Annotated in this window: 10 protein-coding genes; 6 read left to right on the top strand and 4 right to left on the bottom strand. The window is 67.6% G+C overall.

The genetic code is table 11. The annotated features are described in order from the left end of the window. Window positions 1-73: 73 nt before the first annotated feature. Together ASD15_RS20775 and ASD15_RS20770 are read left to right on the top strand one after the other, a co-directional pair. Window positions 74-916, top strand: a complete 843-nt coding sequence (locus tag ASD15_RS20775; RefSeq protein WP_373888197.1) for a helix-turn-helix transcriptional regulator — start codon at window positions 74-76, stop codon at window positions 914-916. Between the two features lie 57 nt (window positions 917-973). After that, on the top strand, window positions 974-3679 hold the full coding sequence (locus tag ASD15_RS20770) for a M1 family metallopeptidase (protein WP_057157312.1): 2706 nt from the start codon (window positions 974-976) through the stop codon (window positions 3677-3679). Between the two features lie 6 nt (window positions 3680-3685). Here ASD15_RS20770 and ASD15_RS20765 read toward each other — a convergent pair whose 3' ends face one another. Genes ASD15_RS20765 through ASD15_RS20755 form a run of 3 tightly spaced genes read right to left on the bottom strand, consistent with a single transcriptional unit; the run spans window position 3686 to window position 5831 of the window. Further along, a complete protein-coding gene (locus ASD15_RS20765) occupies window positions 3686-4489 on the bottom strand; it encodes an ABC transporter substrate-binding protein (RefSeq protein ID WP_082552009.1) in 804 nt (267 codons plus the stop codon). A gap of 10 nt (window positions 4490-4499) precedes the next feature. Continuing rightward, window positions 4500-5120 (bottom strand): glutathione S-transferase family protein, encoded by a 621-nt coding sequence (locus ASD15_RS20760; protein ID WP_057156935.1) that lies wholly within the window; start codon window positions 5118-5120, stop codon window positions 4500-4502. A gap of 3 nt (window positions 5121-5123) precedes the next feature. Beyond that, window positions 5124-5831, bottom strand: a complete 708-nt coding sequence (locus ASD15_RS20755) for a glutathione S-transferase family protein (protein WP_057156934.1) — start codon at window positions 5829-5831, stop codon at window positions 5124-5126. Between the two features lie 278 nt (window positions 5832-6109). On the opposite strand from ASD15_RS20755, the gene ASD15_RS20750 reads away from it, so the two are divergent. Together ASD15_RS20750 and ASD15_RS20745 are read left to right on the top strand one after the other, a co-directional pair. Further along, window positions 6110-8077, top strand: a complete 1968-nt coding sequence (locus ASD15_RS20750) for a methyl-accepting chemotaxis protein (protein WP_057156933.1) — start codon at window positions 6110-6112, stop codon at window positions 8075-8077. Between the two features lie 218 nt (window positions 8078-8295). After that, window positions 8296-9042: a YceI family protein gene (locus ASD15_RS20745; protein ID WP_057156932.1), complete on the top strand. Its 747-nt coding sequence runs from the start codon at window positions 8296-8298 to the stop codon at window positions 9040-9042. On the opposite strand, the gene ASD15_RS20740 is transcribed toward ASD15_RS20745, so the two are convergent. After that, window positions 9026-9652: a LysE family translocator gene (locus tag ASD15_RS20740; RefSeq protein WP_200954025.1), complete on the bottom strand. Its 627-nt coding sequence runs from the start codon at window positions 9650-9652 to the stop codon at window positions 9026-9028. The genes ASD15_RS20745 and ASD15_RS20740 overlap by 17 nt on opposite strands. 88 nt (window positions 9653-9740) lie before the next feature. Here ASD15_RS20740 and ASD15_RS20735 point away from each other — a divergent pair, with 88 nt between their 5' ends. Together ASD15_RS20735 and ASD15_RS20730 are read left to right on the top strand one after the other, a co-directional pair. After that, entirely contained in the window at window positions 9741-12767 is a 3027-nt protein-coding gene (locus tag ASD15_RS20735; RefSeq protein ID WP_057156930.1) for a hybrid sensor histidine kinase/response regulator, read from the top strand. Between the two features lie 81 nt (window positions 12768-12848). Continuing rightward, entirely contained in the window at window positions 12849-13934 is a 1086-nt protein-coding gene (locus ASD15_RS20730) for a DNA topoisomerase IB (RefSeq protein WP_057156929.1), read from the top strand. Window positions 13935-13984: the final 50 nt, after the last annotated feature.

The raw sequence follows: 13984 nt of genomic DNA, 5'->3' as shown, positions 1-13984 counted from the left end.
TTGCAGAATAGGCGGGCTTTTATCCTGTAACAAGACCACAACTTATCCTGGTATAAATGCTGCCATGCACACGATGACGACCAATAAACTGGGAGAATTCATCCGCAGCCACCGCGAGCGCGTCAGTCCGCAAAGCGCGGGCTTGCCCGGCGGCGGGCGGCGCCGCACGCCCGGCTTGCGGCGCGAAGAGCTGGCCCAGCTGTGCGAGATCAGCCCTACCTGGCTGACCTGGCTGGAGCAGGGCCGGCAGGTGGCAGCTTCCGCCCAGATGCTGGCGCGGCTGGCCGATGTGCTGCAGCTGAGCGGCGCCGAGCGGGCGTACCTGTTCAGCCTGGCCGAGCGGCTGGACCCGCAGCGGGCCATGCATGGCGCGCATGGCGGACAGGAAGACGGCACGGCGCGCGAGCTGGACGCCATCGTGCAGGCAGTGCAAGCGCCAGCCTACGTGCTGGACCTGCAATGGGATGCCGCCGCGTGGAATGCGGACGCCGCAGCCTTGTTTGCCGGATGGCTGGACGGCGGCGCGGACCAGCACGGCCGGCCACCGAATCTGCTGCGCTTTATGTTCTGCCAGCGCGCCGCGCGCAACCTGATTGTGGACTGGCCGCACCGCGCGCAGCGCCTGGTGGCGGAATTCCGCGCCGACACGGCCCAGCACGCCGGCCAGGAGCCGCTGGCCTCGCTGATCGCGGAACTCGCACGCGACAGCTGCGAGTTCCGTGAACTGTGGAACTTGCAGGACGTGCTGGGCCGCGAAGGCGGCGTGCGCCGATTCCAGCATCCGGCACGCGGCGCGCTGGGCTATCAGCAGGTAACGCTGCATTTGGCCCGGCGCCAAGACCTGAAGCTGACCATGCTGCTCCCCATGCCTGAGCCGCATGGCGCACAAGACGCCGTGCAACACGCCGCACATTGACCGCGCTGCCCAATGCGGCTACATTGCTCACTTGAAAAATCATCCTTGGAGCACCGCATGCAGCGCAGTCTGATTTCAGCCGCCATCCTGTCATTGACTGCGCTTGCCGCAGCCGCGCCGGCGCAGGCCGCCGAAACCGCCAAGGCCGCCAAAGCGAAACCGGCCAAACCCGGCAAAGGCGCTGCCGGCGCGGACAGCCTGGCCACGACCCAACTGCCGCGCAACGTGCGCCCCAGCCACTACGCCATCTCCCTCAAGCCGGATGCGCAGGCGGCCAGCTTCAGCGCGCGCGTGGTGATCGCCATCGAGGTGCTGCAGCCCACCTCCGCCATCACGCTGCACGCGCTGGACCTGGCGCTGGCCAGCGCCAGCATCGCCGCCGGCCCAGGGCAAGCGGTGCAGCAGGCCGCCGGCATCGCGCTCGACGCCGGCAAGCAGACCGCCACCCTGACTTTCGCCCAGCCGCTGGCCAAGGGCAGCTACCAGCTGGCCATCGACTACAGCGGCAAGATCGGCAACCAGGCCGCCGGCCTGTTCTCGCTTGACTATGACAGCCCAGCCGGCAGGAAGCGCGCGCTGTACACCCAGTTCGAGGCGGCCGACGCGCGCCGCATGGTGCCGTCGTGGGACGAACCGGCCTTCCGCGCCACCTTCGCGCTGGAAGCGGACGTGCCGGCCGAGCAGATGGCCGTGTCCAACATGCCGGTGGCGAGCAGCACCGCCATCGATGGCGGCCGCAAGCTGGTGCGCTTTGCCACCACGCCCAGCATGTCCACCTACCTGCTGTTCTTCGGCCTGGGCGACTTCGAGCGCGCCACCGCCACCGAGGGCGGCACCGAGCTGGGTGTGGTCACCGTCAAGGGCCGCCTGCCGCAAGCGCAATTCGTGCTCGATTCGTCGAAAGCGGTGCTACGCGAGTACAACGACTACTTCGCCCACCCCTACCCGCTGCCCAAGCTGGACAACGTGGCAGCCCCCGGCCGCAGCCAGTTTTTCGGGGCGATGGAAAACTGGGGCGCCATCATGAGCTTTGAAACGGTGATGCTGCTCGACCCGGCCATCGCCACCCAGGCCGACAAGCAGGCCGCGTTCGGCATCGCCGCCCATGAAACCGCGCACCAGTGGTTTGGCAACCTGGTCACCATGCGCTGGTGGGACGACCTGTGGCTCAACGAAGGCTTCGCCACCTGGATGGCGGGCCGCACCACCGCGCTGCAGCACCCGGAATGGCAAACCTCGCTGAACCGCGTGGCCGGGCGCAACTCGGCCATCGAACGCGATGCGCTGGCCACCACCCACCCGGTGGTGCAGCGCGTGGCCACGGTGGAGGAAGCGCATGCGGCGTTCGACGAGATCACCTACGCCAAGGGCGGCGCCGTCATCAACATGCTGGAAAACTACGTGGACGAGGAAGCCTGGCGCGCCGGCGTGCGCAGCTACATCAAGGCCCATGCCTACGGCAACGCCGTGTCGGACCAGCTGTGGCAGCACATCGAGCGCGCCGCCAGCAAGCCGGTGAAAGCCATCGCGCACGACTTCACGCTGCAGCCGGGCGTGCCGCTGATCCGCGTGTCCGAGTACAGCTGCCGCAACGGCAAGACCAGCGTAACGCTGACCCAGGGCGAATACAGCAAGGACAAGCCGAACAAGAAGGCCCTGTCGTGGCGCGTACCGGTGCTGGCCAAGACCGTGGGTGCGGCCGATGCCAGCCGCACCGTGGTCAGTGGCGGCAAAGCCACCGTCACGCTGCCCGGCTGCGGTCCGGTGCTGGTGAACGCGGGCCAGGCCGGCTACTACCGCACGGTGTACGCGCCCAAGGCCTACGCCGCGCTGGCGGCCAGCTTCGACAAGCTGGCCCCGCTGGACCAGCTCGGACTGATGACGGAAAGCTGGGCACTGGGCCTGGCCGGCAAGCAGCCCGCCTCCGACGCCCTGGGCCTGGCGCGCGCCACGCCGGTGGACGCCGCGCCGCAAGTGTGGGGCCGCATCGCCCGCATGTTCGACGAGGTACGCATCTACGCGCGCGACAACGAGGCCACGCGCGCCAAACTGTCGGCCTTCGCCATCTCGCGCCTGGCGCCGGTACTGGCCCGCGTGGGCTGGGAAGCGCGCAGCGGCGAGGCCGCCCCCACCGCCATCTTGCGCGAGCAGCTGATCTACACGCTCGGTGCGCTGGGCGACGACGAGGTGATGGTCGAAGCGCGCCGCCGCTACGACGCCTCGCTGGCCGGCGACAAGGCGGCGCTGCCGCCGGCGTTGCGCCGCGTGGTGCTGGGCGTGGTGGCGCGCAATGCCGATAGCCGCGTGTGGGAGCAGCTGCACGCGGCAGCCAGGGCGGAGCAGTCCTCCATCGTCAAGGCCGAGCTTTACGGCCTGCTGGGACAGACCATCGATCCGGCGCTGGCGCAGCGCGCGCTGGAGTTGGCCGTCAGCGGCGAGCCGGACGCCACCATCGGCTCCGGCATCATCGCCGCCGTGGCGCAGGAGCACAGCGAACGCGCCTTCGACTTCGCGCTGGCCAACCTGCCCAAGGTGAACGGGCTGGTGGAAAGCAGCTCGCGCGCCGGCTACTTCCCGGCCCTGGCGGGCGGCTCGGCCAATCCTGCCATGGTGGACAAGCTGAAGGCCTACGCCGACGCCAATTTGCCGGCCACTGCGCGCAGCCAGACCAACACGGCCGTGTCGCGCATGCAGTACCGCGCCGCCGTGATCCGGGACCGCATGCCGGAAGTGGATGCCTGGCTGGACCGCCAGGCGCTGTAAAGGGCGCTACGGCGCGCTGCCGTCCTCGTAGGGTTTCATCAGCGCGGCCGCCGTGCCGCGCGCGCGCATGGCGGCCAGCGCGCGCTCCAGCCTGGCGGCGATCTGCGGGTCGTAGCGCTTGTTGGCGTAGTGGACCAGCATGTCCCGCCTGCCGACCACCAGCTCCGGCCCCAGCCTTCCGCGCGGCATGCCCAGCAGGCGCAGCGTGTGCAGTATCGACAGGCGCGCGCCCAGCACCGCATCGAAGCGTCCTTCCACCAGCATCTTCACCATTTGTTCGTACGAGACCGCCTCGTAGCGTGCGATGGCGGGATCGGACTGCAGCTGCGCGTCGTAGTGCGCGCCTCGGATGTGGCCCAGCTTCTTGCCGCGCAAATCGGCCCGGCTGCCATAGCGGCTGCCCGCGCGGCCGACCACCACCACGTCGCCGCTGGCAATCATGCCTAGCGTGTGCGCATGTGCCTGCAGTTGCTGATTCTGGAAACTGAACACCAGGTCAGCGTCGCCCGCCGCCACCATGGCGATGGCGCGCGGATAGGGCACCAGCTGTATGGCCATCGGCAGACCGCTTTCCTGCGCCAGCGCCTTCTGCAGCTCGACCGCAACGCCGGCCGGCTGGCCCGCCGCGTCCAGCATGCCGAACGGGACCAGCGCAAAGATCACCACCTTGAGCACAGCCGCCGCCGGCGCCGCCGGCGCAGCGGCAGCAGCACCGGTGCTGCCCGCGCTGGCTGTCCCGGCAAGGGAAAGTGCCCCGCGCAGCACCCGCCGCCGCGTGGCGAACCGGCCGGACGGGCGCGCGGCGCTCATGGCCCGGGGATCACCCCGCCGCCGCGCTGGGACGCTCGGCGACGCGGTCGCGCCAGGCTTGCAGGTGCTCCATGCCCTCCGCCCCCGGGCGGAACTTCATCAGCCCGCGCGCGAACTCCATGGCGCAGAACGCCGTGATGTCGGCGATGGTGAAGCGCTGCCCCGCCACGTATGGCTGCGTGGCCAGGGTCTGGTCCAGCCAGCGCGCCCACTCGCGCATCTTCTCGCCCTGCGCCGCGCCGTACTCCGGAAACTGCGGCTGCTCCAGCGCCGCCAGGCCCGGGTGCGTGTGGCGCACGCAGTTGGCAATGCCGGCGAACACGTGCAATTCCACGCGGCGGTCCGCCATCTCGATGAACGCGCGCTCCTCGAAGCCCTCCCCCATCAGGTTAGGTTCGGGAAAAGCGCCTTCAAGATAGGAACAGATGGCGCGCGTTTCGCACAGCACGCGGCCGTCGTCCAGCTCCAGCACCGGCACGCGGCCGAAGGGATTCTTGGCCAGGAAGGCCTCGCTGCGGTTCTCCAGCTTGCCCAGGTCGATCAGCTGGGTGTCCAGGCTGACGCCCTTCTCGGCCAGGAACATCGCCACCCGGCGGGGATTGGGCGCGCGCGCGCTCGTGTACAGTTTCATGCTCTAGACGCCTTGCTCGCGTGATTGACCGGTTTCCAGCATTTTGCGCGCTTCGGCTGCAAATTGCTCGGCTTTTTCGGGGCTGGCGCCGCGATCCAGTTTCGACGGCGGCAACTGGATGCCGCGCCGCACAGCGGGCCGCTCGCCCACCAGCGCCAGCCAGCGCTGCAGGTGCGGCAGGCCGTCCACGTCCACGCCGGACCAGCTGTGCGTGCGCACCCAGGCCCAGTTGGCGATGTCGGCAATCGAATAGTCGCCGGCCAGGTACTCGTGCTGCGCCAGGTGGCCGTCCAGCACGCGGAACAGCCGCTTGCTCTCGCCCTGGTAGCGGTCGATGGCGGCCTGGATCTTTTCAGGGAAGTAGCGGTGGAACACATTGGCCTGACCCATCATGGGGCCGACGCCGCCCATCTGGAACATCAGCCATTGCAGCACCTGCGAGCGGCCCTTGGCATCGGACGGCATCAGGCGCCCGGTCTTTTCGGCCAGGTAGACCAGGATGGCGCCGGACTCGAACACGGCGAAGTGATCGGCTGCGCGGTCGACGATGGCCGGGATGCGGCCGTTCGGGTTGATGGCCAGGAACCATGGCTCTTTTTGCACGTTTGCCGCCAGGTCCAGCACGTGCATTTCATAGGGCAGCGCCAGTTCTTCCAGCGCGATCGAAATCTTGTGGCCGTTGGGTGTTGCTGCGGTGTACAGGTCTATCATCGGAACGCCCCTTTTTAGTTGCAGTGCACGCCAGTGTAGGCGAAACTGGGTTGTCCGGTACAACGGGCAAAAAAAGACCGGCGATCTTTGGAGGGAGCCGGTCAAAACGCTTTTTAGAGCGCGGGGATATCGTGCCGCATCTAAGGGATACGGCAACCTGGCGCGCGGAGGAGGCCGCGCGCTACAGGTGACACTTTGCCAGCAATCCGTCCGGCAAGGCTTAGAACTTCATTAAATCAACATAAGTAAAAAAATAACAATCCGACAGGGGACCCAGCATGCGTAAGCTCACATTCGATCCCCGCCAATGGGGCGTCGGCGCCAAGATCACCGTGTTCACCTTCGGCCTGGTCAGCGCCATCATCGGCATCCTGATCTTGATGATCAGCAACGCCACCACCAATCTGCTGGAAGACAACAGCACCCACGCCGTCGGCCAGGAACTGAAGGGCGTGACCGACATGGTGGACATCTTCAACTCCACGCTGAAAGCGCAAACGGCGGGCTACGCCGGCATGCTGGCCGCCTCCTTCGACGACAAGTTCACGCTGGACCAAGCCACCAGCACTCCGGTCGATGGCAAGCCGGCGCCCACGCTGAAGAACGGCGAGCGGGTGGTCAATATGGACTTCAGCGTGCCCGACAAATTCCAGCGCAACAGCGGCAGCGTGGCCACCATCTTCGCCGCCGCCGGCGAGGACTTCATGCGCGTCTCGACCTCGCTGAAAAAAGAGAACGGCGAGCGCGCCATCGGCACCGTGCTGGACCGGGCCCACCCCGGCTACGCCAAGCTGCGCGCAGGCGAAAACTACACCGGCCTGGCCACCCTGTTCGGCAAGACCTATATGACGCGCTACGATCCGATCCGCGACGCCGGCGGCAAGGTGATCGGCATCCTGTTCGTGGGCGTCGATATCAGCGCCCCGCTGCAGGCGCTGAAGGACAAGATCAAGGCCATCAAAGTGGGCCAGACCGGCTATTTCTACGTGCTCAACTCCACCCCGGGCAAGAACTACGGCACCCTGGTGGTGCACCCGGCCAAGGAAGGCGCCAACATCCTCGAGAGCAAGGACGCCGGCGGCCGCGAATTCATCAAGGAAATCCTGGAGAAGAAGCAAGGCATCATCCGCTACCCGTGGCTGAACCCCGGCGAGAGCAGCGCGCGCGAAAAGGTGGTGGCCTACACCGCCTTCCCGGACTGGAACTGGGTGATCGCCGGCGGCGCCTACACCGAGGAGATCACGGTGGACGCGGTGCGCCTGCGCAACCGCTACGTGCTGTTCGGCTTTGTCGCGCTGGGCGCCTTCGCCTTCGCGCTGATGGTCCTGGTGCGCAACTACGTGACGCGGCCGCTGGCCGAAGCCGAAGGCGCGGCCGGCCGCATCGCCGAGGGCGACCTGACGGTCAACCTGGCCACCAACAGCAACGACGAGATCGGCAAACTGTGCGGCGCGATGAACGGCATCAGCGGCAACCTGTCGCGCGTGGTGGGCCAGGTGCGCGAAGGCGCCGAGCACATCGCCACCGCCACCACCCAGATCGCCACCGGCAACCAGGACCTGTGCCAGCGCACCGAGCAGCAAGCCTCCAACCTGGAGGAGACTGCCGCCGCCATGGAACAGCTGACCTCCACCGTGAGCCAGAACGCCGACAATGCGCAGCAAGCCAACCGCCTGGCGCTGGCCGCGTCCGACACGGCCGCGCGCGGCGGCCAGGTGGTGTCGCAAGTGGTGGACACCATGGGCTCGATCAACCAGTCTTCGCGCAAAATCGTCGACATCATCAGCGTCATCGACGGCATTGCCTTCCAGACCAACATCCTGGCGCTGAACGCGGCCGTGGAAGCGGCGCGCGCCGGCGAACAAGGGCGCGGCTTCGCCGTGGTGGCCTCCGAAGTGCGCAACCTGGCCCAGCGCAGCGCGGCGGCGGCCAAGGAAATCAAGGAGCTGATCAACGCCTCGGTCGAACAGGTCGAAGCCGGCAGCAAGCTGGTGCAGCAGGCCGGCTCGACCATGGACGAAGTGGTCTCCAGCGTGGCCCACGTGACCGGCATCATGACCGAGATCTCGGCCGCCAGCCAGGAGCAGAACGCCGGCATCGCCCAGGTCAGCACGGCCATCACGCGCATGGACGAAGTGACGCAGCAGAACGCGGCGCTGGTGGAACAGGCGGCCGCCGCGGCCGCTTCGCTGCAGCAGGAAGCGGCCGCGCTGGCGCAGGTGGTGCGCGTGTTCCAGCTCAGGTAAGCGTACGCGACTGCGCGGACAAAAAAAACCCGCAATGTGTTGCATTGCGGGCCAAGGGATCCAAATCGGGAGAGATTTGAGCAGCACCATCATCGCACAGCGTTATGACAGGGAAATGACAGCGCACAGTCATCGGTGCTATGGTTGCTCTTGCTTACTCATGCTCACCGGCATAGATTAGTACAAAGCAATGCCGGCAAAACTCTCGAAAAGTCACAATGACGAAAAAGCCACTAGCAATCTGCACATTCTCCGCCGTTCTCCTGCCAGTATTGCTGGGCGCCTGTGCGCCTGCGCCGCCGGCAGCGCCGCCCGCCGCAGCCGCCGTCCCGGCGCCAGCCCCGACCAGGGCCGCGGCGGCCCCACGGCCCCAGGCGGCCAAGCCGGCGCCCGCCGCCAGTCCGCTGCAGATCGACACCCGCCATTCCCGCATCCTGGTGGTGGTGCGGCGCGGCGGCCTGTTCGCCAAGCTGGGCCACGACCACGTGGTGGCCAGCCGCCACATCGAAGGCCAGGCCGCGGCGCCCGCCGACGGCCAGCCGGGCAGTACCAGCTTCCGCTTCCGCCTGGACCAATTAACCGTGGATGAAAGCGCGCTGCGCGCCGAAACCGGGCTGCCCAGCGTCACCACGGCCGACGCCATCGCCGGCACCCGCAGCAATATGCTGACCAAGGTGCTGGACGCGGAAAAATATCCCTATGTGGAAGTGACAGCGGTGACCACCCCGCAAGGCCCCTTGCAGGCCGACATCAAGCTGCACGGCGTGACGCGCCGCTACGCCATCCCGGCGGCGCTGACCGCGCGCGCCGACAGCGTCAGCGCCAGCGGCACGTTCAGGCTCAAGCAAAGCGACTTCGGCATCAAGCCGTTTTCGGTGATGGGCGGCGCGCTCGCCGTGCAGGACGAGCTCGAGCTCAGCTTCAACATCAGCGCGGTGGGCGGGAAACTCAGCGCGCCACGATAAGGCGGATGCCCAGGCCCACAAAAATGGTGCCGGCCACGCGGTCCATCCACAGCCCGGCGCGCGGGCTGCGGTTCAGCCATTTGCCGATGGCGCCCGAGAAATAGCCAAGCAAGCCGAACAGCACGCACGCCTGCAAAGTAAACAGCAGGCCCAGCTGCGCAGTCTGCCAGCTCACCGGCCCGTTGCCCGCCACCACGAACTGCGGCAGGAAGGACAGGAAGAACAGCACCACTTTCGGATTGATACTGTTGGCAAACAGCCCTTTGCCGAACAGGCGCAGCAGCGATTCGTCCGGCAAGCCGCCGCCCTCCACGCGCGCGCCGCCCGGGCTGCGCAGCGCGCCCCAGCCCAGCCAGATCAGATACACCCCGCCCAGCACCTTCAGCGCCGTAAACGCCAGCGGCGAGGCCGCAATCAGCGCGCTCACGCCCAGCGTGGCCAGCAGGGTGTGCGTCAGGCAGCCCAGCGCGCAGCCCAGCCCGAACACCATGCCCTTGAGCCGTCCGCGCGACATGCCCACGCCCAGCACCATCAGGTTGTCCGGGCCGGGCGACACAGTGATCACCACCGCGGCGGCGAGAAAGGCAACTATTTGTTCGGGAGCGATCATCAAAATAGGGATTCCATGAATAGTCGATTAGAATAAGGCAAGATTTACGCCATTCTACTATCCCAGCGCGATACCTTTGGCAAACAACATGAGTACAGCCAGCAAGATTTTCATACGCTACACTGCACTGTTCGCCTCGCGTTTGCTGCCTGCCTTGCTATCCCTGGCCGTGCTGTGCGCCATGCTGGCCGCCCCCGCGCAAACGCAAGCGGGCGCGCCGGGCCAGGCGGTCGCGGCCGACACCCGCATCGGCCAGGCCGTGCTGACCGGCCCGCGCGCGCTGGACCTGATGCGCAGCGCCCACCTGTACCACGCTGGCCGCGCCGGCGCCCCCTTCCCGGCCGGCGCCGCCGAGCTGCCCGCCTTCCTGGCCACGCTGACACCGGCCAAGGACGTCGACCTGCTCGGCGGCGGCTACTGGCTGCATGCCCGCCTGCGCAACGACACGCGCCACAGCGCCTGGGTGATCGACCCCAACGACACCCTGATCGACGCCGTCGAAACCCGCATCTACGGTCCGGACGGCGCGCTGCAGCAACTGCAGTCCGGCTACCGCGCGCCGCACGAATACCTGCTCCACTACGGCAAGGACATCGAGCTGCAGCCGGGCGAAAGCTACGACGTGCTGATACGCTTTAGCAGCCCCTACTACGCGCGCACGCCGGTGTTCGCCGTGACCCAGCGCGACGCCTACCGCCAGCTGGTGGCGCGCGAAAACTTCCTCATCATCGGTTCCATCGGCGCCTTGCTCGCGCTGGGCATCTTCAATTTTTTCATCTACAGCTACACGCGCGAACGCTCGCCGCTGTACTACTCGCTGTACGTGCTGTGCTACGCGGCCGGCTGGGGCCTGACCTTCCACCTGCCAGCCGACCTGTTCGACTGGCACAACCTGCACTGGCACTACGTTCCCTTCTTCCTGCTGCCGGTGCTGAGCACACTGTTCTACCGCACCTTCCTGCAGCTGCGCGACACCTCGCCTATGCTCTACAAGCTCAGCACCATCAACATCGTGCTGCCGCTGGTGCTGCTGCCGAGCTGCTTCATTGCGCTGAGCTGGGCGCACACGCTGGCCACCGTCGCCATCATGATCTGGATGAGCATGGCCCTGGTGAGCGGCATCATCGTGTGGCGCAAGGGCTACCAGCCGGCGCGCTTCTTCGTGCTCGGCTTCGTCGCGCTGATGCTGCCCGGCCTGCTGATCCTGCCCGCCAATGTCGGCCTGATTCCGGCCGCCGTCGAAAACGCCCAGCTGTTCACGCTGCTGGGCGGCACGCTGGACGGCATCCTGCTGGCGTTTGCGCTGGCCGACCAGATCCGCCTGCTGCGCAACCACCTGGAGCAGCGCGTCAACGAGCGCACCGCCGAACTGACCGAGGCCAAGGAGCACGCCGAAATCGTCAGCCGGCACCGCATCGACTTCCTGTCCGCCATGAGCCACGACATCCGCACCCCGCTGGCCGGCGTGATCGGCATGCTCAAATTCGCGCTGCGCGACCAGACCGTGCAAGGGCGCACCGAGGAATACCTGCGCATCGGCCTGCAAAACAGCGAGGCCCTGCTGGCCATCCTGAACGACATCCTCGACTTCTCCAAGATCGACGCCGGCAAGCTGTCGATCGAAACCATCAACGTCGACCTGCGCACCCTGATCGACGAAGCGATCGGCATCCTGCAGGCGCAGGCCGACGCCAAGAGCCTGCTGCTGCGGCGGGAGCTGGCGCTGGACCTGCCGCGCTACGTGCTGGGCGACCCCACCCGCATCCGCCAGATCCTGCTCAACCTGCTGGGCAACGCCATCAAGTTCACCGACCGCGGCGAAGTGCGGCTGGAAGCGGCCGCCGGCAAGGACAAGCGCGGCGTCACCATGCTGCACTTCAGCATCAGCGACACCGGGCCGGGCATCAGCGAAACCACGCTGGGACGGCTGTTCCAGAAATTCGAGCAAGCCGACATGTCCACCACGCGCCGCTACGGCGGCACCGGCCTGGGGCTGGCCATCTGCAAGGAGCTGGTGGAAATGATGGGCGGCGACATCGGCGCGGCCAGCCAGCCCGGCGTCGGCTCCACCTTCTTCTTCACCTTGCCGCTGACGCTGGGCGTGCCGCCCGAGACGGACGTGCTGGCCGCGCCGCGCGAACAGCGCCACGCCTACCGCCTGCGCATCCTGTGCGCCGAGGACGTGCGCACCAACCAGATCATCATCAGCACGCTGCTGGAAACCATGGGGCACGACGTGGTGCTGGTGGAAAACGGCATCGAAGCGCTGGAAGCGCTCAGCGCCGGCGACTACGACCTGGTGCTGATGGACGGCCGCATGCCGGCCATGGACGGCGAACAGGCCGCGCGCCTGGTGCGGCGCGGCGGCAGCGAAGACTACCGGGTGCGCGACACCAGCGTGCCCATCATCGCGCTGACCGCCAATGCCAGCGACCACGACCGCGCGCGCTATCTGGCGGTCGGCATGGACGGCTTCCTCAGCAAGCCGGTGGACGAACGGCTGCTGTACGACCAGATCGAGAAGACCATCGCCCAGCTGCTCAGCCGCGGCCGCACCTTGCCGCCGCTGGGCCCGGCCCCCGAGTCGCCGCCCGAGCCCGCCGCGCACGACGGCAGCACCTGGAACTCCGGCTACACCCTGGCCGCGCCCGGCCCGGCGCCCGCCGGCGCAGCGGCGCATGGGGCGACTGCGGCGCCCTCCGAGGCCGAGCTGGCCGCGCAGTTCGGAGTCGAGCCGGCCAGCGGCGGCGCTGCAGCGCAAGGCAAAATCGGCATCATGCCGCTGGCCGGGCTGTCGCCGAAACACATGCAGCGCATCACCCAGGCCTTCCTCGAAGAGGCGCCGCGCCGGCTGGAGGTGGCCCGCAACGCCGCCCTCAGCGGCAAGAGCCACGCCGCGTCGGCCGCCTTCCACGCGCTCAAAGGCAGCGCCGGCTACCTCAGCGACACCGGCCTGCACAGCCTGTGCCACGACCTGGAAAAACTGTCCGCCGCCGGCGAACTGCAACTGGTGATCGACTCGCTGCCCGAAGTCGCCGCCGCCCTCGAGCAAGCCTGCGCCGACCTGCGCGGCTGCAGCCGCGGCGCCGCCGAAGCCCGGGTCGCCGCCGAATAAGCCGCCGGACTATGTGCGGCAGGGAACGGAATTCCCGCCGAAAAGCCCCTACCATCGTCTCATCCATTCACAAGGACAGCGATGAAACGCGACACGCCCTCCGCCAACAGTCCCCTGCCACCGGCCGACGCACCCGCAGCGGCCAAGGCAGCCGGGCTGCGCTACGTGGGCGACCAGCAGCCCGGCATTGCGCGCAGGCGCAGCGCCACAGGCTTCCGCTATGTGGACGCCGGCGGCAAGCCGGTGCGCGACGCCGCCACGCTGTCCCGCATCCGGGCGCTGGCCATCCCGCCAGCCTGGGAACAGGTTTGGATCTGCGCGCAGGCCAACGGCCACCTGCAGGCCACCGGGCGCGACGCGCGCGGGCGCAAGCAATACCGCTACCACGCGCGCTGGCGCAGCGTGCGCGACGACGTGAAATACGAACGCATGCTCGCCTTCGGCCGCGCCCTGCCCGGCATCCGCGCGGCGGTGGACGCCGCCCTCGGCCTGCCCGGCCTGCCGCGTGAAAAAGTGCTGGCCACCGTGGTGCACCTGCTGCAAGTGACGATGATGCGGGTCGGGAACGAAGAGTACGCGCGCGAAAACAAATCCTTCGGCCTGACCACCCTGCGCAACCGCCACGTGCGGATAGACGGCAGCGCGGTCGAATTCCACTTCCGGGGCAAGAGCGGCGTGGAGCACCGCGTCACGGTCAATGACCGGCGCCTGGCGCGCATCATCGGGCGCACGCGCGAGCTGCCCGGCCAGGAGCTGTTCCAGTACGTTGGCGACGACGGCGCCACGCACAGCATAGGCTCGGCCGACGTCAACGACTACCTGCGCAGCATCAGCGGCGAGGACTACACCGCCAAAGACTTCCGCACCTGGTACGGCACGGTGCTGGCGGCGCTCGCGCTGCAAGAGTTCGAGCGCTTCGACAGCGAGGCGCAGGCCAAGAAAAACATCGTGCGCGCGATCGAAGCGGTGGCGCAAAAGCTCGGCAACACGCCCACGATCTGCCGCAAATGCTACGTCCACCCCGCCGTCATCGAAGCCTACCTCGACGGCGGCGACATGGCCGCGCTGCGCGCCAGCACCGAACGCGAATTCAGCGCCGACCTGCACGCCCTCAGCCCCGAAGAAGCCGCCGTGCTCGCCCTCCTCCAACGCCGCCTGCACCCCTAGTTGCCACCCCGACAAATGGGGTCAGGGTTAATTATTTGGGAAATATTTCT

The sequence above is a fragment of the Massilia sp. Root351 genome, from assembly GCF_001425045.1.
Classification (GTDB): Bacteria; Pseudomonadota; Gammaproteobacteria; order Burkholderiales; family Burkholderiaceae_D; genus Rugamonas.
The sequence above is the reverse complement of the archived record's forward strand: the minus strand, read 5'-3'. Positions and strand labels throughout refer to the sequence as shown.

Bases quoted from the DNA above. Each gene is read 5' to 3' on its own strand.
- ASD15_RS20770 (WP_057157312.1), top strand. From the start codon at position 974: ATGCAGCGCAGTCTGATTTCAGCCGCCATCCTGTCATTGACTGCGCTT.
- ASD15_RS20760 (WP_057156935.1), bottom strand. From the start codon at position 5,120: ATGAAACTGTACACGAGCGCGCGCGCGCCCAATCCCCGCCGGGTGGCG.
- ASD15_RS20735 (WP_057156930.1), top strand. From the start codon at position 9,741: ATGAGTACAGCCAGCAAGATTTTCATACGCTACACTGCACTGTTCGCC.
- ASD15_RS20775 (WP_373888197.1), top strand. From the start codon at position 74: ATGACGACCAATAAACTGGGAGAATTCATCCGCAGCCACCGCGAGCGC.
- ASD15_RS20730 (WP_057156929.1), top strand. From the start codon at position 12,849: ATGAAACGCGACACGCCCTCCGCCAACAGTCCCCTGCCACCGGCCGAC.
- ASD15_RS20755 (WP_057156934.1), bottom strand. From the start codon at position 5,831: ATGATAGACCTGTACACCGCAGCAACACCCAACGGCCACAAGATTTCG.
- ASD15_RS20765 (WP_082552009.1), bottom strand. From the start codon at position 4,489: ATGAGCGCCGCGCGCCCGTCCGGCCGGTTCGCCACGCGGCGGCGGGTG.
- ASD15_RS20745 (WP_057156932.1), top strand. From the start codon at position 8,296: ATGACGAAAAAGCCACTAGCAATCTGCACATTCTCCGCCGTTCTCCTG.
- ASD15_RS20740 (WP_200954025.1), bottom strand. From the start codon at position 9,652: ATGATCGCTCCCGAACAAATAGTTGCCTTTCTCGCCGCCGCGGTGGTG.
- ASD15_RS20750 (WP_057156933.1), top strand. From the start codon at position 6,110: ATGCGTAAGCTCACATTCGATCCCCGCCAATGGGGCGTCGGCGCCAAG.